This window comes from Streptomyces sp. NBC_01497 (genome assembly GCF_036250695.1).
GTDB lineage: Bacteria > Actinomycetota > Actinomycetes > Streptomycetales > Streptomycetaceae > Streptomyces.
The window spans coordinates 6,763,076-6,788,528 of the sequence record NZ_CP109427.1 but is presented as its reverse complement, the minus strand read 5'-3'; the positions used below and the strand labels follow the sequence as shown (position 1 = coordinate 6,788,528).

General features: G+C 74.1%; 24 protein-coding genes and 5 tRNA genes. 12 read left to right on the top strand and 17 right to left on the bottom strand.

Features of this window, described 5'->3' with window-relative positions; translation table 11 throughout:
• The first annotated feature begins 140 nt into the window (after positions 1-140).
• Positions 141-554, top strand: coding sequence for an SsgA family sporulation/cell division regulator (locus OG310_RS28735; protein WP_003959770.1), 414 nt, complete (start codon positions 141-143; stop codon positions 552-554).
• A gap of 267 nt (positions 555-821) precedes the next feature.
• Positions 822-1,394, top strand: coding sequence for a CGNR zinc finger domain-containing protein (locus OG310_RS28730; protein ID WP_329458750.1), 573 nt, complete (start codon positions 822-824; stop codon positions 1,392-1,394).
• Between the two features lie 98 nt (positions 1,395-1,492).
• On the opposite strand, the gene OG310_RS28725 is transcribed toward OG310_RS28730, so the two are convergent.
• Both OG310_RS28725 and OG310_RS28720 read right to left on the bottom strand, forming a co-directional pair.
• Positions 1,493-1,663 carry a hypothetical protein gene (locus OG310_RS28725; protein ID WP_329458749.1) on the bottom strand — a complete coding sequence of 57 codons (171 nt, stop codon included), beginning with the start codon at positions 1,661-1,663 and terminating at the stop codon, positions 1,493-1,495.
• A gap of 177 nt (positions 1,664-1,840) precedes the next feature.
• Positions 1,841-2,302 carry a hypothetical protein gene (locus OG310_RS28720; protein ID WP_329458748.1) on the bottom strand — a complete coding sequence of 154 codons (462 nt, stop codon included), beginning with the start codon at positions 2,300-2,302 and terminating at the stop codon, positions 1,841-1,843.
• Between the two features lie 179 nt (positions 2,303-2,481).
• On the opposite strand from OG310_RS28720, the gene OG310_RS28715 reads away from it, so the two are divergent.
• Positions 2,482-2,991, top strand: coding sequence for a DsbA family protein (locus OG310_RS28715; protein WP_329458747.1), 510 nt, complete (start codon positions 2,482-2,484; stop codon positions 2,989-2,991).
• Between the two features lie 50 nt (positions 2,992-3,041).
• Here the strand turns inward: OG310_RS28715 and OG310_RS28710 are convergent, their stop codons facing one another.
• Complete coding sequence (locus tag OG310_RS28710) at positions 3,042-3,881, bottom strand: GNAT family N-acetyltransferase (RefSeq protein ID WP_329458746.1); 840 nt, start codon at positions 3,879-3,881, stop codon at positions 3,042-3,044.
• An 85-nt stretch (positions 3,882-3,966) separates the two neighbouring features.
• Positions 3,967-4,797: an aminotransferase class IV gene (locus tag OG310_RS28705; RefSeq protein WP_329458745.1), complete on the bottom strand. Its 831-nt coding sequence runs from the start codon at positions 4,795-4,797 to the stop codon at positions 3,967-3,969.
• A 375-nt stretch (positions 4,798-5,172) separates the two neighbouring features.
• On the opposite strand from OG310_RS28705, the gene OG310_RS28700 reads away from it, so the two are divergent.
• From OG310_RS28700 to OG310_RS28680, 5 genes are all read left to right on the top strand, one after another.
• A tRNA-Gly gene (locus OG310_RS28700) sits at positions 5,173-5,245 on the top strand.
• A 39-nt stretch (positions 5,246-5,284) separates the two neighbouring features.
• Positions 5,285-5,358: transfer RNA gene (locus OG310_RS28695), tRNA-Cys, on the top strand.
• Between the two features lies 1 nt (position 5,359).
• A tRNA-Val gene (locus OG310_RS28690) sits at positions 5,360-5,431 on the top strand.
• Between the two features lie 20 nt (positions 5,432-5,451).
• Positions 5,452-5,523, top strand: a tRNA-Val gene (locus OG310_RS28685).
• Between the two features lie 29 nt (positions 5,524-5,552).
• Positions 5,553-5,624: transfer RNA gene (locus tag OG310_RS28680), tRNA-Val, on the top strand.
• 152 nt (positions 5,625-5,776) lie between these two features.
• Here the strand turns inward: OG310_RS28680 and OG310_RS28675 are convergent.
• The 3 genes from OG310_RS28675 to OG310_RS28665 form a co-directional block, all read right to left on the bottom strand.
• Positions 5,777-6,079: a TFIIB-type zinc ribbon-containing protein gene (locus OG310_RS28675; RefSeq protein WP_329458744.1), complete on the bottom strand. Its 303-nt coding sequence runs from the start codon at positions 6,077-6,079 to the stop codon at positions 5,777-5,779.
• A gap of 80 nt (positions 6,080-6,159) precedes the next feature.
• Positions 6,160-7,092, bottom strand: coding sequence for a phosphotransferase family protein (locus tag OG310_RS28670; RefSeq protein ID WP_329458743.1), 933 nt, complete (start codon positions 7,090-7,092; stop codon positions 6,160-6,162).
• Between the two features lie 335 nt (positions 7,093-7,427).
• Entirely contained in the window at positions 7,428-7,631 is a 204-nt protein-coding gene (locus OG310_RS28665) for a hypothetical protein (RefSeq protein WP_329458742.1), read from the bottom strand.
• A 642-nt stretch (positions 7,632-8,273) separates the two neighbouring features.
• Here OG310_RS28665 and OG310_RS28660 point away from each other — a divergent pair.
• Positions 8,274-9,506, top strand: a complete 1,233-nt coding sequence (locus OG310_RS28660; RefSeq protein WP_329460441.1) for a serine/threonine-protein kinase — start codon at positions 8,274-8,276, stop codon at positions 9,504-9,506.
• Between the two features lie 43 nt (positions 9,507-9,549).
• On the opposite strand, the gene OG310_RS28655 is transcribed toward OG310_RS28660, so the two are convergent.
• The 6 genes from OG310_RS28655 to OG310_RS28630 all read right to left on the bottom strand — a co-directional run bounded on the left by OG310_RS28655 (position 9,550) and on the right by OG310_RS28630 (position 19,453).
• Positions 9,550-10,557, bottom strand: coding sequence for a 1-aminocyclopropane-1-carboxylate deaminase (locus OG310_RS28655; protein ID WP_329458741.1), 1,008 nt, complete (start codon positions 10,555-10,557; stop codon positions 9,550-9,552).
• A 298-nt stretch (positions 10,558-10,855) separates the two neighbouring features.
• The gene (locus tag OG310_RS28650) at positions 10,856-11,668 is read right to left on the bottom strand and encodes a TrmH family RNA methyltransferase (RefSeq protein WP_329458740.1); all 813 of its coding nucleotides are present in this window, start codon (positions 11,666-11,668) and stop codon (positions 10,856-10,858) included.
• A gap of 4 nt (positions 11,669-11,672) precedes the next feature.
• Positions 11,673-12,965 (bottom strand): uroporphyrinogen-III C-methyltransferase, encoded by a 1,293-nt coding sequence (gene cobA, locus OG310_RS28645; protein ID WP_329458739.1) that lies wholly within the window; start codon positions 12,963-12,965, stop codon positions 11,673-11,675.
• Between the two features lie 486 nt (positions 12,966-13,451).
• Positions 13,452-16,748, bottom strand: a complete 3,297-nt coding sequence (cobT, locus tag OG310_RS28640) for a nicotinate-nucleotide--dimethylbenzimidazole phosphoribosyltransferase (RefSeq protein WP_329458738.1) — start codon at positions 16,746-16,748, stop codon at positions 13,452-13,454.
• A 347-nt stretch (positions 16,749-17,095) separates the two neighbouring features.
• A complete protein-coding gene (cbiE, locus tag OG310_RS28635) occupies positions 17,096-18,343 on the bottom strand; it encodes a precorrin-6y C5,15-methyltransferase (decarboxylating) subunit CbiE (protein WP_329458737.1) in 1,248 nt (415 codons plus the stop codon).
• A gap of 471 nt (positions 18,344-18,814) precedes the next feature.
• Positions 18,815-19,453 carry a GNAT family N-acetyltransferase gene (locus OG310_RS28630; RefSeq protein WP_329458736.1) on the bottom strand — a complete coding sequence of 213 codons (639 nt, stop codon included), beginning with the start codon at positions 19,451-19,453 and terminating at the stop codon, positions 18,815-18,817.
• 152 nt (positions 19,454-19,605) lie between these two features.
• On the opposite strand from OG310_RS28630, the gene OG310_RS28625 reads away from it, so the two are divergent.
• Positions 19,606-19,965: a hypothetical protein gene (locus tag OG310_RS28625; protein ID WP_329458735.1), complete on the top strand. Its 360-nt coding sequence runs from the start codon at positions 19,606-19,608 to the stop codon at positions 19,963-19,965.
• A gap of 75 nt (positions 19,966-20,040) precedes the next feature.
• On the top strand, positions 20,041-20,523 hold the full coding sequence (locus OG310_RS28620) for a hypothetical protein (protein ID WP_443078904.1): 483 nt from the start codon (positions 20,041-20,043) through the stop codon (positions 20,521-20,523).
• Between the two features lie 248 nt (positions 20,524-20,771).
• On the opposite strand, the gene OG310_RS28615 is transcribed toward OG310_RS28620, so the two are convergent.
• Both OG310_RS28615 and OG310_RS28610 read right to left on the bottom strand, forming a co-directional pair.
• Positions 20,772-21,275, bottom strand: a complete 504-nt coding sequence (locus tag OG310_RS28615; protein WP_329458733.1) for a GNAT family N-acetyltransferase — start codon at positions 21,273-21,275, stop codon at positions 20,772-20,774.
• A 38-nt stretch (positions 21,276-21,313) separates the two neighbouring features.
• Positions 21,314-21,856 (bottom strand): sigma-70 family RNA polymerase sigma factor, encoded by a 543-nt coding sequence (locus OG310_RS28610; protein WP_329458732.1) that lies wholly within the window; start codon positions 21,854-21,856, stop codon positions 21,314-21,316.
• A gap of 490 nt (positions 21,857-22,346) precedes the next feature.
• On the opposite strand from OG310_RS28610, the gene OG310_RS28605 reads away from it, so the two are divergent.
• Positions 22,347-23,021 (top strand): lysophospholipid acyltransferase family protein, encoded by a 675-nt coding sequence (locus OG310_RS28605; RefSeq protein ID WP_329460440.1) that lies wholly within the window; start codon positions 22,347-22,349, stop codon positions 23,019-23,021.
• A 135-nt stretch (positions 23,022-23,156) separates the two neighbouring features.
• On the opposite strand, the gene OG310_RS28600 is transcribed toward OG310_RS28605, so the two are convergent.
• Together OG310_RS28600 and OG310_RS28595 are read right to left on the bottom strand one after the other, a co-directional pair.
• Positions 23,157-24,782: an MFS transporter gene (locus OG310_RS28600; protein WP_329458731.1), complete on the bottom strand. Its 1,626-nt coding sequence runs from the start codon at positions 24,780-24,782 to the stop codon at positions 23,157-23,159.
• On the bottom strand, positions 24,779-25,327 hold the full coding sequence (locus tag OG310_RS28595; RefSeq protein WP_329458730.1) for a TetR/AcrR family transcriptional regulator: 549 nt from the start codon (positions 25,325-25,327) through the stop codon (positions 24,779-24,781). The genes OG310_RS28600 and OG310_RS28595 overlap by 4 nt, the downstream gene beginning before the upstream one ends.
• Positions 25,328-25,453 lie beyond the last annotated feature (126 nt).

The window sequence follows — 25,453 nt, the reverse complement described above, 5'->3', positions numbered from 1 at the left end:
CAAATCCTCCCACCGCCACACGAGTGACCTCAAGACGCACAAAAAGGTCAGAGGGGTTTACAACGGCACGGGAAGTGGCATGTCGATTTCGCCGACGTGCGAATCCCCGAGCGCACACTGAGCGAAAGGCCCTGGCGCTTATGAACACCACGGTCAGCTGCGAGCTGCACCTGCGCCTCGTTGTGTCGAGCGAGTCCTCCCTGCCTGTCCCAGCGGGCCTGCGGTATGACACGGCCGATCCCTACGCCGTGCACGCCACCTTCCACACCGGAGCCGAAGAGACGGTCGAATGGGTCTTCGCCCGCGACCTGCTCGCCGAGGGGCTGCACCGGCCCACCGGCACCGGCGACGTCCGTGTCTGGCCGTCCCGCAGCCACGGTCAGGGCGTCGTCTGCATCGCCCTGAGCTCCCCGGAGGGCGAAGCCCTGCTCGAAGCCCCGGCGCGGGCGCTCGAATCCTTCCTGAAGCGGACCGACGCCGCGGTGCCACCCGGTACCGAGCACCGGCACTTCGACCTCGATACGGAGCTCTCACACATCCTGGCCGAGAGCTGAGCCAGGCCGAGAGCCGCGTGGTGCCGTCCGACTCGGGGGGACGGCACCGCGCGCAGACGCACGCGTGAGCCCGGCCGGCGTCGCTGTCGCGGAATCCACCGCGGCAGCGGCGCCGCCGTGTTCCCGTGACCCGCCGGCATGCTCCTACCGGCCCGCCGGTGTGCCCCCGGGGGCCCGAGCCCGCTCCCGGCCACGGCGCCCGCGCTCGGCGCCTACCGCCGGATTCGGCCCCGCACCGTCCCTGGTGGCGGCGACTAGAGTCGAGGCGTGCAGATCCCCCATGACACCCGGATCGCCCTCGACACGGTGGTCGACCTGGTGAACACAGCGCCGGAAGGCATGTCCGGCAGCGACCCTGCGGACGGCCTGGCCGACGTCGACGCGCTGTTCTCCTTCGTCCGCGCCCACGACATCAGCGGCGTCACGGACCTCGACGCCCGGGACCTCGGCGCCGTGCTGGACGTGCGCCGGCGTTTCGCCGACGTCTTCGCGGCGCCCGACGCCGTCGCCGCCGCGGCGCTGATCAACCAGCTGGTCGCGGGCGCCGGCACCACGCCTCGGCTCACCGATCACGACGGCTACGACTGGCACGTGCACTATTTCGCGCCGGGCGCCTCGGTGGCGGACCACCTGACCGCGGACTGCGGCATGGCGCTCGCGTTCATCGTCGTCGCGGGCGAACAGGAGCGCCTGCGGCGCTGCGAGGCGCCGGACTGCGGACGGGCCTTCGTCGACCTGTCCCGCAACCGCTCGCGCCGCTACTGCGACAGCCGCACATGCGGGAACAGGCTGCATGTCGCCGCGTACCGGGCCCGCCGCAAGGAGGCGGCCGCCGGCTGACGGGGGCGGCCACGACAGGTCGTGGCAGCTGTCACGGCGACGGTCATGCCCGCTGTCGCGGAGACCGTCGCGGGCGTCTCGGCGCGCCAGGACGGCGGTCACAGGGCGAGCAGGTCATGGACGGCCGCCGCCAGGAGGAGCGAGCCGACGACGGCCAGAAAGATCATCAGCGGCGGCTGGGACAGTGCGAAGAGGCAGCCGCGCTGCTCTTCGGAGGGAACGTATTGTTCCGGCGGTGCGGGGTACTGATCCCCGGAGGTATCGAGCATCTCGGACAGATGATGACGCAGCCGGGCGAGTGCTCCTGACCAACAGACCACCTAGGGCAAGGACTTCACCTGATTTCGTCGGTGACCTTGCACTATCTGAGCGACCTTGATCATCGCGAGGCGCAAGCCTGCTCCCCGAGGGGGCGGCGGCCCCGCGCCCGGGGGCCGCCCGCGAGGTCAGATGCCGTGCTTCTTGAGGATCGCCTCGATGTCGCTGAAATCCTCCGGCTTCTGCTGCTGCGTCGCACCCTTCGGCCGCACGGCGTCCGAGGCCCCCGTCGGCTGCCCGCCGCCCGCGCCGAGCGACGGCGCCGATGCCGCGGGGGCGACGGCCTCGCGCCTGCGGGCCTTCTCGGCCTCGCGGCGCTCCTTGCGCGTCATCCCCCGGTGGCGGTCCACGGCCCTCGTGATGAGGAACAGCACGACGGCGATCGCGAGCACGGCGAAGCCGCCCCACGCCGTCGGGCTGAAGGCCGTGTGGGCCACCCACTTGACGACGCCCGTCATCGCCAGCCCGATGGGGACGAGGGCGAACGCGGCGATCTTCGTGGCGGTCAGGAACCGCTTGCGGTACGCCGTGACCGCGGCGATACCCAGCCCCGCGGCCGACACCGCGGCGCAAATGGTCTCGGCAATCATCCGGTCCTCCTGGCGGTCTGCCGTCGTCCTGTCGATACGAACAGGTTCGTACCCCTCCATCCTGCACCCGAGGTCCCCGTCGGGGCCACGATCGCGGCGCACCTCAGGGGGAAGTCCGGGGCGGCGTCCTTCCCAGGTCGCGTTTGGGCGGCCGGTCACCCTCCTGGAAGACTGCTTCCATGAACGATTCCCCGGCCGCCTCCCCCGTCGTGCTCGACGTGTGGTGCGAGCTCCAGTGCCCGGACTGCCGCAGCGCCCTCGCCGACCTCGACGCGCTGCGCGAGAAGTACGGGGACCGCGTCGAGCCCCGGCTGCGCCACTTCCCGCTGGAGAAGCACCAGCACTCCTTCGCCGCGGCGCAGGCCGCCGAGGAGGCCGCCGGGCAGGGCAGCGGCTGGGAGTACGTCGCGGCGGTACTCGCCCGCACCGAGGCGCTCGGGGACCGCGGTGAGGAGGTACTCGTCGAGGTCGCGCGCGAGCTGGGCCTCGACGCGGAGGAGGTGGACACCGCGCTGGTCGACGGCCGGCACATCCTGGTCGTGGACGCCGACCACGCCGAAGGCAAGGCCATCGGCGTCAAGGGGACGCCCACCTACGAGGTGGGCGGCCGGCTGCTGGACGGGAGCAAGAGCCAGGACGGCATACGGGAGCGCGTCGAGGAGATCGTGGACGCCCTGCTCGCCCGCTGAGATCCGGGGCCCTCGCGCCGCGGGTCCAGGCCGCGCCTGCGGCCGGGACCTCAGAGCAGCTGTTTGGCGAAGTGGCGGGCGGTGACGCGGTAGCCGAGCGACGTGTAGAGCCGCACCGCCGGGGTGTTGTCCGTGAAGACGTGCAGGCCGAGTGCCGCGCCGCCCCAGTCCAGGGCCACCCGCTCGGCGACGCCCATCAGCGAGCGCCCGTACCCCCGGCCCCGGCTCGGCGCGGCGACCTCGACCTCGTAGACGTACGCGCCGGGCACCCCCGGGGCGATCTCCTGCCGGGCGACCCAGACCCGGCCCACGACGGCTCCCGCGGCGGCCAGGACCCGAAAGGCCGCGCCGGGGGTCGCGAACCCGTCGGGCAGGGCCTGGCGCCGGCTCGCCTCCGCCTTGGCCGCGGCCTGCTCACGGGTCATGCCGCGGCTGGCCCAGCTGTCCGCGAAGAGGGCGTGGGCGCCCGCCCACCACGCGTCGAACTCGTCCGCCGTCATGGCCCGTTCGGTGACGCCCGGGGGCAGCTCCGGCGCCTTTGACGGCAGGTCCTTGACCATGTTCACGCTGCGCTCGGTGTACCCGAGCGCGCCCAGCATCCGGGCCGGGGTCCCCGCGTCGCCGGGCGTCGAGGCCAGCACCTGCCGGCAGCCCCAGCCGCGCAGCACCTCCTCGGCGGCGAGCGCGGCGACCGTGCCCCTGCCCCTGCGCCGGTCCGGTTCGTCGATGCGCAGCGCCCGGACCACGCCCGCGGTGGGGCCGAAGGAGGGATCGGTGCCGAGTTCGACGGCCCCGACGGGACGGCTGTTGACACATACCTGGTAGGCGCGGGACCTGACGCCGTCCGGACTCTCGTTGAGCGGCCCGGTCGGCCGCAGGGTGGTGGTCATCCCTGGTGTTCTACCCGTCCACCGCACCGCGCGTCACCCCGCCGGGGGGCGGCCGGGCCGCGCCGGGCCGGGTCCGCGCGCACGCTCAGACCGCGGCCGGGTCGGGTTCGGCCGCCGCGCGCTCCTGGAAGATCCGCATCGCCTTGGCCGTGACGGGTCCCGGCGCCTCGTCGAGGTCGCGGTCATCCACCCGGCGCACTGCCTGGACGTCGCGCAGGCTCGACGTCAGGAAGATCTCCTCCGCGCTGCCGAGGACGTCCATCGGCAGGTCGCTCTCGCGGGCACCGGTCCACTCGACGGTCAGCGCGCGGGTGATCCCGGCCAGGCAGCCGGAGGCGAGCGGCGGGGTGTGGAGTTCGCCGTCGACGACGACGAAGACGTTGGATCCCGTGCCCTCGCACAGCCGGCCGACGGTGTTCGCGAACAGCGCCTCCGAGGCGTCCGACTCGTGCGCCCGGGCGAGGGCGACGACGTTCTCGCCGTACGACGTGGTCTTCAGGCCGGAGAGGGCGCCGCGCTCGTTGCGTACCCACGGCACGGTGACCACGGCGGTCGAGGCGGGCGGCCGGTGGGCCTCGCCGAGCGCGACGACCAGGGTGGAGTCGGGCTCTCCCCGGTCCGAGCCGAGCGGGGCCAGCCCGCCGGTGTATGTGACGCGCAGCCGGCCGAGCGCCATGGGTGAGGCGTCCAGGACGGCCGCGCACGCGGCGCGCACCTCGTCGAGGTCGGGCTCCGGCAGGCCGAGACCGCGCGCGGAGCGCGCCAGCCGGTCCAGGTGCCGGGTCAGCGCGAAGGGGCGGCCCCGCACCGTCTTGAGGGTCTCGAACACCCCGTCGCCGACGGTCAGTCCGTGGTCGAAGACCGACACCTGGGCCTCGTCCGCCTCGCGCAGTCCGCCGTTCACCCAGATCTTCATGTGCCCGATCCTCCCACTCGCCCGTACCTGTCCGACGCTACCCGAGGAGCCCTCGCGACCTCGGGACGGCTCCACGCCCGCTCACGCTACGGGCCGCGGTCCGGCTCGGGGCCGCCCCTGTGCCGGTGGCGCGGCGCGGCCGCCCGGCCAGGACCGACGGCTCACCGCCCGGCCCGACCGCGACGTCCCGGCACGCTCGGGCCGGACCCGGAGCCCGTACGGCGCGGGCCGGCGGGAGGGCGGGGAACGGGACGGTGCGCGCCACCGCCGGCGCCGCGCCCTCAGCACGCTGCGTAAACGCGTTTTTGTGCTGGCCCTCAAATCCGCTAGAGTTCACTCCGTCGCCCGGCACGCAAAACGGACCGGAAACGACAGGCGGACGTGGCTCAGTTGGTAGAGCATCACCTTGCCAAGGTGAGGGTCGCGAGTTCGAATCTCGTCGTCCGCTCGATGTGGGAGCTGTAACGATCAGCGCCCGCGCACTCCGGGTGGAGTGGCCGAGAGGCGAGGCAACGGCCTGCAAAGCCGTCTACACGGGTTCAAATCCCGTCTCCACCTCCAAGGACGATTAGCTCAGCGGGAGAGCGCTTCCCTGACACGGAAGAGGTCACTGGTTCAATCCCAGTATCGTCCACTGGATCCGCAAGGATTCCCGCGCGATTAGCTCAGCGGGAGAGCGCTTCCCTGACACGGAAGAGGTCACTGGTTCAATCCCAGTATCGCGCACGCAGCAGTAGCCATCTCGGTGGTGACCTGCGCGATTAGCTCAGCGGGAGAGCGCTTCCCTGACACGGAAGAGGTCACTGGTTCAATCCCAGTATCGCGCACAGAGCAAGCCCCGGCGGATTCGTCCGCCGGGGCTTCGTCGTTGCGTCGGGCCGGTTTCCCGGTGCCTCGCCCGTGATTCGCGGCGCCGGTGCGGGCGGGCCCCCGCCCTCTCCTCCGCCGGGGCCCTCTCCCGCTGGCGTACGCCGCCGGATCAGGTCGAGAAGAGCATGTGGGAGAAGCTCTTGTGGTGACCGTGGTGGCCGTGGCCGCCGTAGTGACCGCCGCCGCCGTGGCCCCCGCCGTACGGGGCTCCCCAGGCCGGGCCGGGGGCCGGCGGGTAGGGCGCGGCAGGCGGGCCTGGCGGCATCGGCTGGGACCACTGCGACTCGATGCGGGTCAGGGTCTCCAGCTCACCGAAGTCGAGGAAGATCCCCCGGCAGCCGCTGCACTGCTCGATCTGGACACCGTTGCGGTTGTAGGTGTGCATCTCCGCATGGCACTTGGGGCACTTCATCCGGCTTCAGCTCCTCGGCACGTGGACCAACGCTTCACCCTACGACGACGCACCGGGGCCCTGCACGGTTGCCCGCGCGCTCAGTTGGGGCCGAGCGCGGCGATCCGGACACACGCCGCGACCACCAACTCCTCGACCTCGTCGGTCTCCCGGCCCTCCTCGGCGGCCTTGGCGATCGCGAGAGCCGCCGTCTGCACGGTGAGGGCGCGGGCCGGGAGGTCGAGGCGCGGCCAGGGGTCCCCGTCCCGGGGCACCGCGGAGCCGCCGGCGGCCCGGTACGCGTCGAGAAAGCGTCCCCAGACCTCCGGCGGCAGCAGCCCGGCCGCGTACCAGGCGGCGGGCCTCGCGAGGTCCCACGCGGGGTCGCCGGTGCCGGCGTCGTCCACGTCGATGAGGAGCCAGCGTCCGTCGGACGGATCGCGCACGAGCTGCCCCAGATGGAGGTCTCCGTGGCACAGGGCGGTGGGGCCGGAGCCGGCCGCGCCGGACGTGAGAGCGCGGTGGGCGCGCTCGACCGCTCGGGCCCCCGGGTGGCCGGGGGCAGCGGCGCGCATCCGCGCGACGGCGGCACGCACCTTGAGCGGGGCGCGCATCGGCGGCAGCGGCCCGGGCAGCGCTCCGGCGAGGGCCGCGAGCGGTACGCGGTGCAGGCGGGCGAGGAGTTCGGCCACGTGTTCCCAGGGTGCGGCGTCCGGGTCCTCGGGGTCGACCGGCACGCCGTAGGGCCAGGCCGTCACCAGGCGGCCGTGCACGTCCGCGGCGGTGGAGGGGAGCGGCGCCAGGAACGTCCCCGCGAGGCGCGGGTGTGCGGCGAGGGCCATCCGCACCCGGTGGGCGGCCGGGTCGGTGTCGTCGGCGTGTGCCTTCACCACGGCGGAACCGTGCCGCACGACGGCGGCGTCGGGGCGGTCCGCGAGGACACTCTCCAGGTCACAGGCGGAGCAGGCCCCCGAGCGATGGGCGGTGGCGCGCGCGACGCGCTGGAGTGTGGGCAGGAGCCCGTCGGCGGTCATGATCTCCCGTGTCCCCGTGTCCCCGTGTCCTGCGCTTCGGTGCCCGGCGCTGCGCTGCCCGGATTCCCCACCGGCCGGATTCCCCGCTGCCCGGATTCCCCACCGGCCGGATTCCCCACCGGCCGAAGTCCTGGGATCCCCGAAGTCCCTGATTCCCGTGGGGAGCGTACGCGGCCCGCGGCCCGGGGGCCGGGCCGCGGGTCCCCGCACAACGCGCCGGCCGGTCAGCTCCCCAGCTGACCGGCCGTACGCTGCCGTCCGCCGCACCCCCGTCCCCACGGGGCTGTTGGCCGGATGCCCCCGGCCCGGACCGCTCTCCCGGGCCCGGGACGCGTTCAGCGCCCCAGCATCACGCCCACGGACGACGCCTGTTCGACCACAGCGCTCCAGCCGCCGAAGACGACGACGAGCAGGGCCGCGAGGGGAAGGACCATGGCCACCGCCACCAGCGGGTGGCGTGTGCCGGACGGCCGTACGCCGAGCGCGGCGAAGGCTTTGCGCTGCGCGCGGAGCGTGGTCCGTGCCACCGTGTCCGCCATGATCCCTCTCCCGTCGAATCCTGCAGCGGCGAGTACCTGACCTCGGGGGACGAGTGCTGGACCCGCCGCTCGACCTCAACACTAGGGACCCGCGGGCGCCGGGTCGTCATGCCCGCGCACGGCTTGTCCGGCCTCCCAGGGGATGACCCGGCACGGGGACGCCTACTCCCCTGGGTGGAGTCCCGGCGCTCCCGTCTCGGGGTCGGCCCCCGCTCCCCGGCGCGCGCCGTCCCACCTGCGCGGGGGTCCGCCCCCGCGCGCCGGGCGGGTCCGCCCCCGGGCCTACGTGCGCCGCGCACGCCGGAGCCCGGTACGCGTGACATCACTCACCCGCGCGGGACCGTACCCGGCGTCGCCGGGCGGGGCCCCGCCCGGCCGCCCTGCCGCGCCCGGTGCGGGACGCGCCGTCCGTCCCCGGCCGTCCCGGCCGGACCCCGGGACGCAATCCCTTTGCTGTGCGGGGGCCTTGGGGTCACGTCCGGGTCAAGCCCGCCTGAACAGCGGCCCTGCTGACCGCTCCTCATGTCCCCGGCGGCGTACTGACAATCGATCTGGTCGCCAGGGCGCGGCCTGTGAGCACGCCGGGGCGCGGGTACGTAAGCTGTGCGACGTCAGACGGTCGACCGGGCAGCGGGGATGGACATGGCGATGATGCGGCTCCGGCGCGAGGACCCGCGAGTCGTCGGTTCCTTCCGTCTTCACCGGCGACTCGGCGCCGGCGGCATGGGCGTCGTCTATCTGGGCTCCGACCGGCGCGGACAGCGCGTCGCGCTGAAGGTCATCAGACCGGACCTCGCGGAGGACCAGGAGTTCCGGTCCCGCTTCGCGCGCGAGGTCTCGGCGGCCCGGCGCATCCGTGGCGGCTGCACCGCCCGGCTCGTCGCCGCCGATCTGGAGGCGGAGCGCCCCTGGTTCGCCACGCAGTACGTGCCCGGCCCCTCGCTGCACGACAAGGTCGCCGAGGAGGGCCCTCTGACCGCCTCCGACGTCGCGGCCGTCGGAGCCGCCCTGTCGGAGGGCCTGGTCGCCGTGCACGAGGCCGGCGTCGTGCACCGCGATCTGAAGCCGTCGAACATCCTGCTGTCACCCAAGGGCCCCCGCATCATCGACTTCGGGATCGCGTGGGCCACCGGGGCGAGCACCCTGACGCACGTGGGCACCGCCGTCGGCTCCCCCGGCTTCCTCGCACCGGAACAGGTACGCGGGGCCATGGTCACGCCCGCCACGGACGTGTTCGCGCTCGGTGCGACGCTGGCCTACGCCGCGACCGCCGACTCGCCCTTCGGGCACGGAAGTTCCGAGGTCATGCTCTACCGGGTGGTGCACGAGCAGCCGCAGTTGCGCGACGTGCCGGACACCCTGGCGCCGCTGCTGCGCGCGTGCCTGGCGAAGGACCCGGGCGACCGGCCCAGCACGCTGCAGCTGTCGATGCGGCTGAAGGAGATCGCCGCGCGTGAGGCACAGGGGCTCACCGAGGCGAGACCGCCCGCGCAGCGTGACCGGGCACCGCAGGACGTACCGACGGGGCGGATGCGGGAGCGGGAGCGCCGGGTCGGCGAGCGCCCGACGGAGCAGTACACGGAGCGGTCGATGCGGCGTGCCGCCGCCGCGGAAGCGGGCGAGCACGGCGAACACCCCTCGCAGCCGCGCGCCGCGGGTTCCTCGCGCCCGGCCCAGAAGCGTAGCGGGGCCTCCGCACCGCGCACGGGCGGTACCCGCCCGCCGCAGCCGCGCGGCGCGAGCCGGCCCGGAGCACGGAGCACGGCGCCGGGGCGCAGGCCCGCCAACCCGCGGCTCCTGCGGCAGCGGCTGATCGTCTTCGTGATCGTCACCCTGCTGGTCGTGCTGGGGATCTGGCTCGCCCAGCAGCTGTGACGACGACGCCCCGCCGGGAGGCCGGCGGCCGGTGTCCCCGACGTCAGGGGACGATGCCGCTGTAGGCGTTCAGCGCGGGCTGGCCGCCGAGATGGACGTACAGGACCTCGCTGTCCTTCGGGATGTCGCCGCCGCCCACGAGGTCGATGAGTCCGGCCATCGACTTCCCCTCGTAGACCGGGTCGACGATCATCCCTTCGAGGCGGCCGGCCAGCAGGATCGCGTCGAGCGTGGACCGCACGGGGATGCCGTACCGCTCCCCCGCCCAGCCGTCGAGGACGGTGATCTCGTCGTCGCGCAACTCCCGGCCGAGGCCGACACGTCGCGCCGTATCGCGGGCGATCTTCTCCACCTGGGCCCGGGTCGCCGCGAGTCGGGCCGACGCGTCGATGCCCAGGACACGGCGGGGCCGGTCCTGCCCGGCGAAGCCCGCGATCATGCCCGCCTGGGTACTCCCCGTGACGCTGCACACGACGATCGTGTCGAAGAAGACGCCCAGCTCCTCCTCCTGCACCCGCACCTCCTCGGCCCAGCGGGCGAAGCCGAGGCCGCCGAGCGGATGGTCGGAGGCGCCGGCGGGAATCGCGTACGGAGTGCCGCCGGCGGCGCGGACGTCGTCCAGTGCCTGCTGCCAGCTGTCCTTGAACCCGATGCCGAAGTCGGCCCGCACCAGGCGCACATCGGCGCCCATGATGCGGGAGAGCTGGATGTTGCCGACCTTGTCGTTGACCGGGTCGGGCCAGTCGACCCAGCTCTCCTGGACGAGCACGGCCCGCAGGCCGGCCCGGGCGGCGACGGCGGCCACCTGCCGGGTGTGGTTGGACTGCACCCCGCCGATGCTGACGAGAGTGTCGGCGCCGCTCGCGAGGGCGTCGGGCAGCAGGTACTCCAGCTTGCGGGTCTTGTTTCCGCCGTGAGCGAGAGGGCTGTTGCAGTCCTCCCGCTTGGCCCAGATCCGCGCGCCGCCGAGGTGGTCGCTGAGGCGGCCGAGCGGGTGCACGGGGCTGGGCCCGAACAGCAGGGGGTAGCGGTCGAAGTCGTCGAGTGACATGCGCGCTCCTCGGTCCGGGCTCGGGTGCGGCGGGCGCCGGCCACGGGACGGGGCCACGTCGTGGAGACGTTCGCCGGGGGCGAGGTCGCCGTCGACGACGGTGTCGCGGTTCTCGCGGTGGGCGCTTCTCCCGCAGGGCCGGTCTTCGCACGGGCCCCCGGTTGGGTGGAGACCGGCATGCCAGTCAGTGCACGCCGCCACGGCGGACGGAGTCAAGAGGCCGCCGCGCGCGGCCCGTTCGGTCGGCGCCCAAGCGGACCGGCCCCGGAACCGCACAGGACCGGCAACCGCGCCCGGGTCAGCCCGCTGCGGGGCGCGTCGCGTAGAAGGCCACGGCCGAGGCGGCCGCGACGTTCAGGGAGTCGACGCCCGCCTCCATCGGGATGCGGACGTGCACGTCGGCCGCCTCCAGCGTCGTGGAGGAGAGCCCCGCGCCCTCCGTGCCGAACACCAGCGCCAGCTTCGGCTCCTGACGCGACGCGAGCGTGTCGAGCGTGACCGCGCGGTCGCTCAGACACAGCGCCGCCACCGTGAAACCCGCGGCACGCAGCTCCGCCAGGTCGCCCGGCCACGCGGTGGCGCGGGTCCAGGGGACCTGCAGGACGGCCCCCATCGAGACCTTCACGGACCGGCGGTAGAACGGGTCGGCACAGCGCGGTGTCAGCAGGACCGCGTCGATGCCGAGAGCCGCCGCGTTGCGGAAGGCGGCACCGATGTTGGCGTGGTCCACGATGTCCTCGAACACCGCCACGCGCCGTGCGCCGGGCAGGAGTTCACCGGCCGCGGGAAGGGGCTTGCGCGCCATGGAGGCGAGGGCGCCGCGGTGGACGTGGTAGCCGGTGACCTGCTCGGCGAGTGCCGGATCCACCAGGTAGACCGGCGCGGTCGCGGCGTCCACGACGTCCCGCAGCGGGCCGAGCCACTTCGCGGACAGCAGCATCGAGCGCATGGCGTATCCGGCGCCCACGGCCCGGCGGACGACCTTCTCGCCCTCCGCGATGAACAGGCCCTCCGCCGGCTCGCGACGGCGCCGCAGCTCGACGTCCGTGAGGCCGCTGTAGTCGTGCAGGCGCGGGTCGTCCGGGTCGTCCAGGACGATGGGTTCTGCCATCGGCTCAGCCGTTCCCCAGCGCGACGACGTCACCGATCACGATCACGGCGGGCGGCCTCACGGCCTCGGCCCTGGCCGTGGCCCCCACGGTGGCGAGCGTCGCGTCGACGCGGCGCTGGGCCGCGGTCGTGCCCTCCTGGACGAGCGCGACGGGCGTCGCAGGGTCCTTGCCGTGCCGGATGAGGGCCTCGGCGATCGCACCGATCTTCTCCACACCCATGAGGACGACGAGGGTGCCCCGCAGTCGCGCCAGTGCCTCCCAGTCCACCAGGGACCGCGCGTCGTCGGGGGCCACATGGCCGCTGACGACGGTGAACTCGTGGGCCACGCCCCGGTGCGTGACCGGGATGCCCGCGGCGCCCGGCACGCTGATGCTGCTGGAGATGCCGGGCACGACCGTGCAGGGGATCCCGGCCTCGGCGAGCGCCTGCGCCTCCTCCATGCCGCGGCCGAAGACGAACGGGTCGCCGCCCTTGAGCCGTACGACGTTCCTGCCCGCCCTCGCGTGCTCCACGAGCGCCGCGTTGATGGCCTCCTGCGCCATGGCGCGACCGTAGGGGATCTTCGCCGCGTCTATGACCTCGACGTGCGGCGGGAGTTCGTCCAGCAGGTCGCGCGGGCCGAGCCGGTCGGCGATGACGACATCGGCGGCGGCGAGCAGGCGGCGGCCGCGCACCGTGATGAGGTCGGGGTCGCCGGGACCGCCACCGACGAGGGCGACGGGGGCCGGTGCCCCGCCGTCCTGCCGGCCGCGGGCGGGTGCCGGCGCGATGGTCCCCTCGCGGAGCCCTTCGATGACGGCGTCCCGCACGGCCGCCGAGCGGCGCGGGTCGCGGTGGCGTGCGTCGGAGCCGGCGAGGACGGCGACGGTGATGCCGCCGTCGCGGCCGGTGGCCGGGGTCCAGGCGGTGGCGGCCTCGGCGTCGTCGCTGCGCACGCACCAGGTGCGGGTGCGCTCCGCCTCGGCGGACGCGGCGGCGTTGGCGGCCGGGTCGCTGGACGCGACCAGCGCGTACCAGGTGTCCGCGAGGTCGCCCTCGGCGTAGCGGCGGCGCTCCCAGCGCAGTTCGCCCGCGGTGACCATGGCCTCGACCGAGGGGGTGGCGGACGGCGAGACGAGCACGATGTCCGCTCCGGCGGCGATCAGGGCCGGCAGGCGGCGCTGGGCGACCTGGCCGCCGCCGACGACGACGACCCGGCGGCCGGAGAGCCGCAGGCCGACCGGGTAGGCGGAGTGCCGGCCGGCCCCCGGGGCGGGTCGCGGCTCTCGTGGGGCGTCGTCGTGGGGCTCGGCCATGGTGCGTGCGGCTCCTCGGGCGGATTCTTCTGGCGGCCGCTGCGCCGGTGGAGCGGCTGGTGGGACGGGTGGTGCGACCACTTTACGGGGCGGGCGTGCCGGGGTCGCCGGGGTCCCCGTTCCCGAGGCGGCGGCACCGGGATCACGGGGCCTTGTCCACCAGGTACCAGGCACGACACGGGTCGCTCGCCGGGGTCGTGTCCACAGGAGGACGCATCGGGGCCCGGGCCCGACGGTGCAGGCCCGGCGGTACGGGACTTCGCGGTACGGGACTTCGCGGTACGGGACTTCGCGGTGACCACGCGTCCCGGGCCCCGGGGGCCCCGGCCCCGCGCGTCCCGCGTCTCGCTCGTCCCGGCACCCGCTCCGCTCGCCGCCGGCGCGTCGCCCGGGACCGCGAGCCGTCCCCGCTCCCCCGCACCGGCAGGACGGCGCGAGCCGCCGGGGCCCCTGAGCGGGGCGGGTCCCGGCGGCTCGTCCCGTCGTCTACTTCTCCGTGACTCCGGCCGAGTCGAACGTCGCGACCTCGTGCATCGCGCGCGCCGCGCTCTGCACCAGCGGCAGCGCCAGCAGCGCGCCCGTGCCCTCGCCGAGGCGCAGGTCCAGGTCGACCAGCGGGCGCAGGCCCAGTTTGGTCAGGGCCGCCTGGTGCCCCGGCTCCGCGCTGCGGTGTCCCGCGATGCAGGCCGCGAGCGCCTCGGGCGCGATCGCGCGGGCCACCAGGGCGGCGGCGCCCGCGCTGACCCCGTCGAGGATCACCGGCGTACGCATGGAGGCGCCGCCCAGCAGGAAGCCGACCAGCGCGGCGTGTTCGAGACCGCCGACCGCCGTGAGGACGCCGATCGGGTCGGCCGGGTCCGGGCGGTGCAGGTCCAGGGCGCGGCGCACCACGTCGACCTTGCGGGCGTGGGTCTCGTCGTTGATGCCGGTGCCCCGGCCCGTGACCTCCGCCGGGTCCATGCCCGTGTACACGGAGATCAGCGCCGCGGACACGGTGGTGTTCGCGATGCCCATCTCGCCCGTGAGGAGCGCCTTGTTGCCGGCCGTGACGAGATCGCGCGCCGTCTCGATGCCCACCTCGATCGCGGCGACCGCCTCCTCGCGGGTCATCGCGGGCCCGGTGGTGAAGTCGGCGGTGCCCGGCCGCACCTTGCGCGGCAGCAGGCCGGAGGTGGCGGGCAGTTCGGAGGCGACTCCGACGTCGACGATGCACACTTCGGCGCCGACCTGGGTGGCGAACGCGTTGCACACCGCGCCGCCACCGAGGAAGTTCGCCACCATCTGCCCGGTGACCTCCTGCGGCCACGGGGTGACGCCCTGCGCGTGGACCCCGTGGTCACCGGCGAAGATCGCCACGGCCGCGGGCTCCGGGATGGGCGGCGGGCTCATCCGGGACAGCCCGCTGAGCTGCGCGGAGATGATCTCCAGCACGCCGAGCGCGCCGGCCGGCTTGGTCATGCGCTTCTGGCGCTCCCAGGCCTCGCCGAGTGCCTTCGCGTCGAGCGGCCGGATGTTGGCGACCGTCTCCTCCAGCAGGTCGTGCGGTTCCGCGCCGGGCAGGACCCGCCTGCCGTACGTCTCCTCGTGGACCACCCACGCGAGCGGGCGCCGCTTGGACCAGCCCGCCTGCATCAGTTCGGGGTCCTGCGGGAACGCGTCGACGTACCCGACGCAGAGGTACGCCACGACCTCCAGGTGGTCCGGCAGGCCGAGCGCCCTGACCATCTCGCGCTCGTCGAAGAAGCTGACCCAGCCGACACCGAGGCCCTCGGCGCGCGCGGCGAGCCAGAGGTTCTCCACGGCGAGCGCGGAGGAATAGGGCGCCATCTGCGGCTGGGTGTGCCGGCCGAGGGTGTGCCGGCCGCCGCGGGTCGGGTCCGCTGTGACGACGATGTTCACCGGGGTGTCGAGGATCGCCTCGATCTTCAGTTCCTTGAACTGCTTCGCGCGGCCCTTCGGCAGCGACTTGGCGTACGCGTCGCGCTGGCGCTCGGCCAGTTCGTGCATCGCGCGCCGGGTCTCCTCGGAGCGGATGACGACGAAGTCCCAGGGCTGCGAGTGGCCCACGCTGGGCGCGGTGTGCGCGGCTTCCAGGACGCGCATCAGCACGTCGTGCGGGACGGGGTCGGAGCGGAAGCCGTTGCGGATGTCGCGGCGTTCGCGCATCACCCGCAGCACGGTGTCCCGTTCGGCCTCGTCGTAGCCGGAGGGGGCCGGCGGGGAGGCCGGGGTACCGGCTGCCGCGGGTGCGGCCGTCCCGGCCTCCGGGGCAGGCTCCAGGTCGGGTACCGACGGGGTGGCGGCCGGCTGTTCCGGGGTGGCGGCGGGCGCCTGCGCCTCGGCGAGGGGTACGGGAGCGGGTTCGTGTACGTCCGGCTGTGCCGGGTCGGCGGCCGGCGGCGCCTCGACGGCGACGGGCTCCGGCGCGGCGGGCTCGGCGGCAACGGCCTCGGCGGCGTCCGCGGTCCCGGGCTCCGCCGCGGGGTCCTGCGGGACGGCCACGTCCGCGGTGGCCGGCTCGGGGTCCTCGGGGGCCGGGGCTTCGTGCGGCGCGGCCTCCGGTGCGGTGGCCCGGAGCTCCATGGCCAGGGGTGCGGGGGCTTCGTGCGCCGGGGTCTGCGCCGGCAACGGCTCCTGCTCCGCGGTGGCCTGCACCGGGGTGGCGGGGTCAACGGCGGCGTCGGCGTCCGGCACTTCCGGGGTCTCGGGTGCCTCGGCCGCCTGCTGCGGCACTGCCGCCGCCTGCGTCTCGATGACCTCGGGATCCGCCGGGATCTCCACGGGCGAAGCCGCGGGGGCCGCCTCGGCGGACACCGGTGTGTCCTGTTCCGCCGCCTCCTCCTGCTGGGGGCGCTGGGGCTCGGGCACCCAGGGGACGCCGCCCTGCGGCGCTTCGGCCGCGTCGGGCGCGAGCACCGATCCGCCCTGCGTGGCGGCGCTCCCGTCGGGCGGGATGTCGAGGTATTCCGGGCCCGTCGTGGGCGGGCCGGACGTCCCCGAGCGTGTCGGGTAGGCCGGTGCCGTACGGGCGGCGGGGCCCCGGTCGGCGAGCGAGCGCACGACGCCGCTGGTCGGGTCGGAGACCGGCGGGCCGAGGTGCAGCGGCCTGCGGACGGTGGCAGCCGCGACGCCCGCGGCGACCGGTACGGGGCCGCCGAGGGAGGCGTCGGGGGCCGCGGAGGGCGACGGCACCTGGCCGCCGCCGAAGCTCTCGGGGGCGTGGGCGGCCTGCTCCACCGGGTCGTGGCCCTGCGCCGGTACCTGCGCGTAGGCGAATCCCCGGCCGTCGGAGCTGTACGTCTGCTCCTGGGGGTGCGGGGCCTGCGGCACCTCGTGGGCCGTTCCGTGCGCGGGGGTGCCCGGCACCTCGTAGGCCGTTCCGTGCGCGGGGGTGTGCTGCTGCAGCGGGGAGTACGGCTCCTGTGGGGCCGCGTACGCAGGGGTCCCTGCCGCCGGCTCCGTCACCGGCGCCGGCTCATCTATCGGCGGCGCGGTCGTCGTCGGGGCCTCCGGGTCCCGGCCCACGACGGCGTGCTGCTCCTGAACCGGGTAGCCGCCGTGCTCCACGGGCGGCGCCTGGTGCGCGGGCTCCTGCGGCGGCACCGGCTGCGGGTCGCTCCAGGCGCCCTGCGCGCTCGGCATCAGCAGCAGGTCGTCGTCCTCTTGAGGGGTCTCGGAGGGGCCCAGGTAGGCGTACTCACCGGCAGTCGGGATGCCCGGCTGCTCCGCCATGCCTGCGTTCTCCGGCTGTCCCTCGCCCGGGACCCTGCCGGTGTCAGTCATGCGTACCCCTCGCCCATCGGTTCTGCTCCTTCAGCCCTTCGCCGGGGTCGCGCGGGGCCGTTGGCCCCTGCCGCCCGTCGATAACAACGAGCGGGGCCGCCGCGCGGCACGAAGGACCGCGGTCCTGGCGTGTCCTCGCGCATTCCCACGGGTCGCGGGACACGCGCCCCGACGACCGGCCGCGGACCGCGCCTCGTTGCGCGTCCCCCCGGTTTCCGCGTACCACAGCGGGAGCCGGAAGCGACTCCATTTCGACCGGATTTCCCGGACATTGACCACCGAATCCACGGGTGGCCGGCTGCGGTACAACAGTCCGCCAGCCTACCGCGCGCTCTCACGCGGCAGGGTCAGGGGGCGCTTTCGCGGCGCCGTCCCGCGACGAGGAAGACCACCGCGCGTTCCCGTTCCGACCAGTCACGGGTGTCCAGGTCCACGGACTGGAGCAGGGAGCACTCCACGGTGTAGACGCCCCCGGCGAGCGCCGCCGCGACGGCCTCCGCCTCGTCACGAGTGGCCGCGTGGGTGACGATCCGCTCGGGCCTGCGATCGGCGCACGCGGTGACGACGTCGAGTCCGCCGCCGCCGATCCGTACGACATCGGGTTCCGGGAGACTTTCGAGGACATGGGGTGCGCGGCCCTGGACGACCTGGAGTTGGACCCCCGCGCGGCGGGCCGCCGCCGCGGTGGCCGCGCAGGCTCCCTCCTCCTCGTCCACGGCGATGACGGCGGCGCCGAACCGGGCGGCCTCGGCCGCGACGGCCCCGCTGCCCGAACCGATGTCCCAGACCAGGTCGCCCGTCCGCGCGCCGATGCGGGCGAGCTGCGCGGCCCGCAGCCACGTCGACTCGCCCTCGTCGAGGGTGATCCCGTACTCCTCGGTGGGCAGGGCCCAACCGCGCGCGCCGGTCCCGGAGGGCCGGGCGGAGTCGCCGCCGAGGAGCCAGCCGGGTGCGGCGGCTATCGCGGTGCCGGACGCGCCGGAGCCCACCGCGGTGCCACCGATGACGATCACGACGTTGGGGTCGCGCCACACGTGGTCGGCGACCTTGTCGGAGGTCAGGACGGAGACCTGTTCGCGGTCGGTGCCGAGCTCCTCGCAGATGACGAACGTGCGGTGGACGCCTTCGAGGAGGAGCGCGAGTTCGACCGGTCCCGCCCCCGGCGAGGTGAGAACCGCCACCTTGGTGTGTGCGCGGCAGACGTTGACGGCGCGCCGCAGGGTGCGGCGGTGCGCGACGACGACCTGCGCGTCGTCCCAGGCCATGCCGGCGCGTGCGAAGGCCGCGGCCACGGCGGAGACGGCGGGCACGACCTCGACCTCCAGGCCGTGCTCCGGGGCACGCAGGGTCCTGACGACCCCGAAGAACCCCGGGTCCCCGTCGGCGAGTACGACGGCGCTGCCGCGGTGTCCGGCGATGCGGCGGGCCGCGAGGTCGATGCTGCCGAGCCTGATGTGCTCGGCGTCGTCGGGTACTTCGGGCAGGGCCAGGTGGTGCGCGGCGCCGGCCACCAAAGTGGCGGCGAGGAGCGCGGATCGGGCCGCAGGGGTGAGCGGTGAGCCGTCCCAGCCGATCACCGTGACGCGGTCGGCCATCGTCGTATCTCTCCCGGAGGTGTCGCGAGTGGGGTGGAGTGGAGTGCGTGGACGGTGGGTCCGTCGCGGTGGGGCGCGGGACGCCGGGCACGGTGAGAGTACCGGGCCGCGTCGCCGGGCGGCAGACCGGTGGGGGTACGGGCCGGGGCCGGCCGGGTCCTCACGGCGCGCGGGGGCCCGGGTGCCGACGAGTCGGCAGGGCGACCCCCGCGCCGATCAGGCTCGTTCCCCTGCGCCGCGCGGGCAGCGCCGGTGGGGCCTCGGGCCGCCGCCCGCAGGACCCGGTGGGCGCGGCCGCAGGGCGGCGAAGGGCACGGTGGACCCAAGGGGACCCGTAAGGAGCGGAGGACCCGAGGGTCCCGAGGCCGGGGAGTACCGGCCGCACCGCGCGACGGGACACGCCCGCCCCTGATCCCGCACGCCAGGGACGCCGACGGCCACGGCTCCGTGCCCGCCGCGCGGGTCCCGTTGTCAGCGCCAGTCGGTGTAGGTGGCGTATCCGCCGGCGTCGGCCAGCTGCTCGCCGGTGCCTTCGAGGTCCTCGGGCAGCAGGCTCCACACGATCAGGTCCGTGCGGATGTCCGTCCAGCCGCCGTCCTCGGTCTGCGTGCGCGCTATCCACGCGTTGCGCAGCACTCCCTCGCTGATGCAGCCCATCTTCTGGGCGACCTGCTGGGCCGCCGTGTTGTCGGCGGCGGTGCGCAGTTCGAGCCGCTCGAACTTCTGGTCCCGGAAGAGCCACTGGGATACGGCGAGCATCGACTCCGTGGCGTAGCCCTCGCCGCGCGCCCAGGGCGCCGTCGTGTACTCGGCGTGCACGGCCAGCGTGTGCCAGTCCGTGTCGTGCAGCCGGACCGTACCGACGAGGCGCTGGGTGAGGAACTCGGTGACGGCGAAGACGATGCCGCGCCCCTCCCTGCGCACGGCCGGGGCCGACCGGCCGACCCACCTTGCGGCGTCGGAAGCGGAGAAGGGGTGCGGAACGGACGTCCAGGCGGTGACCATCTCGTCGTTCATCATGTCGGTGTACGCCGGGACGTCGGCCGACTCCAACGGGCGCAGCACCAGTCGCTCCGTACTGATGGAAACGTCCGGAAAGGTGGTGGTCATCCGCAGCTCCATGCCTCGGTCCGTCCGGCAGTGCGTCCAGTCCGCCGTAAAAGCACAGCATGCAGCATCGGACGCCCCCGACGCATAGGGGGTGGTCGGGGCGGGGCAGGGCCGGGCGTGGGAGGCGGCCCGCGCCGTAATACCCTCGGTCAATGCTTGTCGCCCTGACGATCGCGGTGACCGTGGCCGCGCTCGCCCTCGCCGCGTGGTGCGCTCTTGCCGCCTACCGGGACCAGCCCACGAAGGACTGGCACTTCATCGGCATGGCCGTGGTGTCCGTCCTGGCGCTGGTGCAACTGGTGGTGGGGATCGTCCAGGTGGCGCGCGGGGAGAAGGCCCACGACGGGTCGGTGATCTTCTTCGCCTACCTGCTGGGCGCGGCGCTTTCGGTGCCGGTGGCCGGTTTCATGTCCCTGACGGAGCGCAGCAGGTGGGGGTCCGTGGTGGTCGCGGGGGGCGGGGTCGTCCTCGCGGTGCTGGAAGTACGGCTTCACGCGATCTGGGGAGGGTGACGGACGGCGATGGAAAGGGACGGATCGGACGTGACGGAGCGGACGGCGGGACCCGTGGGGACCGCCGCAGGGGAGATGGGCCCTACGGCGGCGGCCGACGTGGCCGGGGCCGCGGAGCAGGCGGGCCCGGCAGAGCGGCCCGGCAAGCGGACCAAGCTGGTCAGCGGCCCGGGGATCGTGCTCGTGTGGCTCTACGGCGTGATGACGGTCGGCGCGGCCTCCCGGTCGGTGTACCAGATCGCCTCCGACTTCGGCCGGGCGCCGCTGGCGTACTCACTGTCGGCGGTCGCCGCGCTGGTCTACGTGTTCATTACGTACACCCTGGTGCGCGGCGGGGAGACGGCGCGGAAGGTGGCGCTGGTCTGCTGCGCGTTCGAACTCGTCGGGGTGCTGACGGTGGGGACCTGGACGCTGCTCGACTCGTCGGCCTTCCCGGACGCGACGGTCTGGTCGTACTACGGCGCCGGCTACATCCTCATCCCGGTGGCGCTTCCCGTGACGGGCATCCTGTGGCTGCGCAGGTCCCGGGCGCTCACCGCGTCCGCGCCGGCGGCCTGAGGCCCTGCGCGGCGAGCTTGACGCCGTCGGCGCGAGGGGCCGTCGGGGGCTCTCCCGGGTGGGCGGTGCGCTGATCGAGGACCGGGCGTTCGAGGGCCGGATGACCGCCCTCCGCGTACCCGACGGCCGGTGTGCCGGCCCCCGCGTGCCCGACGGGCTTGGACGGCCGGACGATGGTCGCCGGCCCCGTCATCGGCGGCGGGGTGTTCGCCCCTGACGTCCGCGCCCCGGGACGTCAGGGGCTCGCGTCAGGCGCTCGCCACGAAGGTGCCGGCGGAGGCGGGCTTCTCCAGCGCGATCAGGTCCAGCCGGGTGTCGTCGGCGCCCGCCTGGACCGGGGCGTACCCCCGGCTGCGGTACAGGCGCATGTTGCCGTCGGCGCGGCCGCCCGGGACCAGTTGGAAGCGCCTCGCCGCGGGATCCTGGGCGAACCGCGTCTCGATCGCGTCGAGCAGCCGTCCGCCGAGGCCGTGGCGCTGCATCCTCGGGTGGACCATGAGTTTGCCGATCCGGGCCGTACCGGACGGGTCGATCCTGCCGCGCACCGAGGCGACGACCTCGTCACCGAGGCGCGCGACGAAACAGTGGCCGCCGTCGAGGTCGGCCCTGAGTTCGTCGAGTGTCTGGGTCAGCGGCTCGATGGTGTAGTCACCGCTGAGTTCCGCCTCCCCCTGGTAGCACAGGTACTGGAGTTTGAGGATGTTCTCCGCGTCCTGCGCACGTGCCGCTGAGATGGTCACGCTCATGCCCATGTGTGCATGCCTCCCGCTCACCTGGTTACGCCGATTGTCTACGGCTCTTTTCCCAGATGTCCATGAGCTGCAACCTCCGGCGCGAGCATTCTCCGCAGGCATCCCAGGCATCTGGAACGGATCGGTCCCAAACTGCCCTGTGACATACCCAACGCCCCTGCGATCTCCCGGTACGTGGGGTCGCCCGGCGACAGCATCGCGGTCAGCAGGCCCGGACAGCGGCCGGGTGTCCTGCCGACCGCCTCGCGTATCGCCAGGCGCCGCTCGGCGCGCAGGACCACCCGTTCGGGCCCCGCTTCGGGGTCGGTGCGGGGGTGGTGCGCGGACCCGGTGCCGTACGGCATCTCGCGGGCGGCGGTACGGCGGGCCCGGCGGGCCTCGCCGCGGACCGTCTCCCTGACCCAGCGGGAGGCGTCGGGCGGTGGGCCCTGTCCCGACAGGCGTTCCAGGAGGCGTACCCATACGGCCTGTTCGAGATCGCGCGCCTCGACGGCGGCGGCCGGGGCCTCCGCGGTCGCCTCGGCGCGTACGAGGGGGGACAGCGCGGCGAACAGTTCGCCGGCCCCTGGGGTGGTGACCATGCACGCCGAGACGTTTTTGCACAGCCGCGGGTTGCCCCGGTTCGAACAGCTCACCCGTTCGGGAAGACATGGGACGCGCGTGCGATTTTTCTGCCCGGCGGGAGCGCGAGGGCCGGGATCGAGCGAGCGCCCGGCCACCACGCCGGCCGGGCGACCCGGCGCCGCACGTCCCGGCGGCAGGCGCAGCCGCTCCGGGGTCGCCGACGGGTGGGCGCCGGCTTTCCGACGCCCCTTTCACCGCACGGAGATTGTGTACGGAACCTGACAATGAACGGCAGGCCTCCGGGTCGACGGGCCCCCGTATGAGGGAAGTTGGCGGGATCCGACGGAATCCCGCCGTATGTCTGTGAGTTCACTGTGCGGCGCGTGTGAGGCTCCCCGCTACCCGGGCGACGCTCCCGAGGTGCGCTCCGACACGCCTCGCGAGTAATGTCCTCACCTGCACAGACCTCGCCGTTCATCCATGCCCGCCGACGACACGGAGGACCCGTTGTCCCGTTTCGCGTTCCTCAAGGCAACGATCGGATCGCTGGTGCGCCTCGCGTTCCGTACGAGGGTGGAGGGTGCGGAGCACATTCCGGGCACCGGGCCAGTGATCCTCGCCGGCAACCATCTGACCTTCATCGACTCGATGATCCTGCCCCTGGTCTGCGACCGGCAGGTCTTCTTCATCGGCAAGGACGAGTACGTCACCGGCCGGGGCATCAAGGGCCGGGCGATGGCCTGGTTCTTCACGGGCGTCGGCATGATCCCGGTGGACCGCGACGGCGGGCGCGGCGGGGTCGCGGCGCTGATGACGGGGAGCCGGGTCCTGGAGGAGGGCAAGATCTTCGGGATCTACCCCGAGGGCACCCGCTCCCCGGACGGGCGTCTGTACCGGGGCCGTACGGGCATCGCGCGGCTGACGCTGATGACGGGCGCGCCGGTGGTGCCGTTCGCGATGATCGGCACCGACAAGCTCCAGCCCGACGGGAAGGGACTGCCGCGCGCGGGCAAGGTGACCGTGCGCTTCGGCCCCGCGATGGAGTTCTCGCGCTACGACGGCATGGAGCGCGACCGCTACGTCCTGCGCGCGGTGACGGACTCCGTCATGGCGGAGGTCATGCGGCTCGGCGGCCAGGAGTACGTGGACATGTACGCGACGAAGGCGAAGGCAGCGGCCTGAGGCCCCCCGGGCGGGCCCAGGGCCCGCCCGATGCCACCGCGTAACCGGCGCCGGACGACGGCCCGGCGACTGGGGCCCGCCGGGCCGGCGCCTTCGGCACGTCCGGCCGGCCGGATCCCCGACCGGTCCGCCGGGTCACTTCGCCCGGCTTTCGGCACGCGCCGGTGAGGTGTCCGCCGCGCGCCCCGGCTCGCCCCCGGACGCGTCCTCGGCCGAGGACTCCCCGAGGTGCTGGCCCCGCAGCAGGACCCAGGCAGCGCCCGCGGTCAGCAGCAGGATCACCGCGCCGACGCCCGCGGCCACCCGCAGCCCGCTCATGAACGACTCCTGCGCGGCGGCGAGGAGGGCCTGGCCCTGGCGGCCGAGGCCACCGGCCGCCAGGGTCGCCCCACCGAGCGACTGGTGGGCCGCGGCCGAAGCACTCGCCGGGATGCCGGCGGGCGCCTGGAAACCGCGGTACACGCCCGTCACGATCGTGCCGAGCAGCGCGATGCCGAGCGCCGCGCCCAGCTCGTAGGCGGTCTCCGAGACGGCGGCCGCCGCGCCGGCCTCCTCCTTGGGGACGCTGCCGAGGATCACGTCGGCCGTCACGGTGAAGCTGAAACCCGCGCCGATCCCGACGACCAGCAGGACGCTGCCCAGCGCCGGGTATCCCGTGTGCTCGCCGAACAGGGTGACCGCGGCGAGTGCCAGCCCGATCGCCGCGAGGCCCCCGGACACGATGGCGCGGACCGAGAAGCGCCGGGCCGCCCGGCCCGCGACCAGGCCGGCCGCGACGGCGCCGACCGCCGCCGGGAGCTCGGCCAGGCCCGCCTCCAGCGGGTCCCTGCCCTGCACGAGTTGCAGGTACTGCGACAGGAAGAAGACCAGGCCGGAGAGGCCGAGGATGGTCAGGAGATCGGCGAGGACCGCGCCCCTGAACCCCCGGTGCGTGAACAGCCGCATGTCCAGCAGCGGTACCGGGAGGGTCAGCTGACGCCGTACGAACCAGGCGAGCGCGACGATCCCGATCAGCGCCGTCGTCGCGATGTCCCAGCGCAGCCCGTGGGCGGCCGCCTCCTTGACCGCGTACACCACGCCGATGACGCCGATCAGGGACAGCAGCACGCTCGGCAGGTCCCAGGGGCCCGGGCGCGGGTTCTTCGACTCGGGCAGCAGTCTGACGCCGACGATGACGAGTACCGCCATCACCGGCAGGTTGATCAGGAAGACCGAGCCCCACCAGAAGTGCTCCAGCAGGAAGCCGCCGACGACGGGACCGACCGCGGCGCCCGCCGAGGCCATCGCGCCCCAGATGCCGACGGCGAGACTGCGCTCCTTCGGGTCGTGGAAGATGTTGCGGATCAGCGCCAGCGTCGCCGGCATCAGGGTCGCGCCCGCGACGCCGAGCAGGGCGCGCGCGACGATCATCATCCCCGGGCTGGTGGCGTACGCGGTGAGCACGGAGACGCCGCCGAAGGCGACTGATCCGCACAGCAGCAGTTTCTTGCGGCCGATGCGGTCGCCGAGGCTCCCCATCGAGACGAGCAGCCCGGCGATGACGAACGAGTAGATGTCGCCGATCCACAGCAGCTGGGTGCTCGACGGGCGCAGGTCCTCGCTGAGGAAGGGGGTGGCGAGGCCGAGGACGGTCGCGTCGACCGCCACCAGCAGTACGGCGAGCACCAGCACGGACAGCGCGAGCCAGCGGCCCGCACGGCCGCGCGGCGGCTCCTGGGTCCTGGGCGGCGTCCGGCCGGTCCGCGTCGTGCCGCCGCTCATGTCCGCGCTCCCCGGCGTACCCCACCGAGCAGGAGCTCGGTGGTCATGTACGTGAAGTCCTTCGCCGCGACCCTGCCGTCCTGGATCGACCAGGCGCACGCACCGATCAGCCCGTACAGGGCCTCGGTGAGCCAGGCCGGGGGCAGGTCGATGCGGAATTCGCCGCGCTCCTGACCGCGCCGGAACAGGGCCGAGATCCGGGCGTCTATCCGGCTCCAGCCCGCGTGCACGCCGTCCTCGAACAACTGGTTCTCGGTGACGAGGAAGGCCAGCAGGCCCGCGGCGGGCTCGACCGCGCCGACGAAGCGGCGCAGCGCGTCCTCGGCCGGGCCCTCGTCGAGCCGGGCCGCGTCGAGCGCGGCCTCGATCTCCTGTATGCCGAGCGCTTCCAGCGCCCGTACGAGCGCCTCCCGCCCGGCGAAGTGCCGGTGCAGGGTGGCGCGGCCGATTCCGGCCGCCTTCGCCACCTCGTCCATGGTGGCGGTGGCGCGGCGGGTCAGGAGCGCGGCGGCGCTGCGCAGGACGTGGTCACGGTCGACAGCCATGAGACGACCCTAACCCGAATGAGACAATGACGTCTCACAAGGTGGGCGATGTCACGTGCGACCCATGCCATGTCCGGTCGGGTCCGGTCACGGGATATCTTGATGTCGAGCAATATTGCAGAAGTC

Coding starts and splice junctions, on each gene's coding strand:
- OG310_RS28735 (WP_003959770.1), top strand. CDS start 141: ATGAACACCACGGTCAGCTGCGAGCTGCACCTGCGCCTCGTTGTGTCG.
- OG310_RS28725 (WP_329458749.1), bottom strand. CDS start 1,663: ATGCTCGATACCTCCGGGGATCAGTACCCCGCACCGCCGGAACAATAC.
- OG310_RS28720 (WP_329458748.1), bottom strand. CDS start 2,302: ATGATTGCCGAGACCATTTGCGCCGCGGTGTCGGCCGCGGGGCTGGGT.
- OG310_RS28715 (WP_329458747.1), top strand. CDS start 2,482: ATGAACGATTCCCCGGCCGCCTCCCCCGTCGTGCTCGACGTGTGGTGC.
- OG310_RS28710 (WP_329458746.1), bottom strand. CDS start 3,881: ATGACCACCACCCTGCGGCCGACCGGGCCGCTCAACGAGAGTCCGGAC.
- OG310_RS28705 (WP_329458745.1), bottom strand. CDS start 4,797: ATGAAGATCTGGGTGAACGGCGGACTGCGCGAGGCGGACGAGGCCCAG.
- OG310_RS28675 (WP_329458744.1), bottom strand. CDS start 6,079: ATGAAGTGCCCCAAGTGCCATGCGGAGATGCACACCTACAACCGCAAC.
- OG310_RS28670 (WP_329458743.1), bottom strand. CDS start 7,092: ATGACCGCCGACGGGCTCCTGCCCACACTCCAGCGCGTCGCGCGCGCC.
- OG310_RS28665 (WP_329458742.1), bottom strand. CDS start 7,631: ATGGCGGACACGGTGGCACGGACCACGCTCCGCGCGCAGCGCAAAGCC.
- OG310_RS28660 (WP_329460441.1), top strand. CDS start 8,274: ATGGCGATGATGCGGCTCCGGCGCGAGGACCCGCGAGTCGTCGGTTCC.
- OG310_RS28655 (WP_329458741.1), bottom strand. CDS start 10,557: ATGTCACTCGACGACTTCGACCGCTACCCCCTGCTGTTCGGGCCCAGC.
- OG310_RS28650 (WP_329458740.1), bottom strand. CDS start 11,668: ATGGCAGAACCCATCGTCCTGGACGACCCGGACGACCCGCGCCTGCAC.
- cobA (WP_329458739.1), bottom strand. CDS start 12,965: ATGGCCGAGCCCCACGACGACGCCCCACGAGAGCCGCGACCCGCCCCG.
- cobT (WP_329458738.1), bottom strand. CDS start 16,748: ATGACTGACACCGGCAGGGTCCCGGGCGAGGGACAGCCGGAGAACGCA.
- cbiE (WP_329458737.1), bottom strand. CDS start 18,343: ATGGCCGACCGCGTCACGGTGATCGGCTGGGACGGCTCACCGCTCACC.
- OG310_RS28630 (WP_329458736.1), bottom strand. CDS start 19,453: ATGACCACCACCTTTCCGGACGTTTCCATCAGTACGGAGCGACTGGTG.
- OG310_RS28625 (WP_329458735.1), top strand. CDS start 19,606: ATGCTTGTCGCCCTGACGATCGCGGTGACCGTGGCCGCGCTCGCCCTC.
- OG310_RS28620 (WP_443078904.1), top strand. CDS start 20,041: ATGGGCCCTACGGCGGCGGCCGACGTGGCCGGGGCCGCGGAGCAGGCG.
- OG310_RS28615 (WP_329458733.1), bottom strand. CDS start 21,275: ATGGGCATGAGCGTGACCATCTCAGCGGCACGTGCGCAGGACGCGGAG.
- OG310_RS28610 (WP_329458732.1), bottom strand. CDS start 21,856: ATGGTCACCACCCCAGGGGCCGGCGAACTGTTCGCCGCGCTGTCCCCC.
- OG310_RS28600 (WP_329458731.1), bottom strand. CDS start 24,782: ATGAGCGGCGGCACGACGCGGACCGGCCGGACGCCGCCCAGGACCCAG.
- OG310_RS28595 (WP_329458730.1), bottom strand. CDS start 25,327: ATGGCTGTCGACCGTGACCACGTCCTGCGCAGCGCCGCCGCGCTCCTG.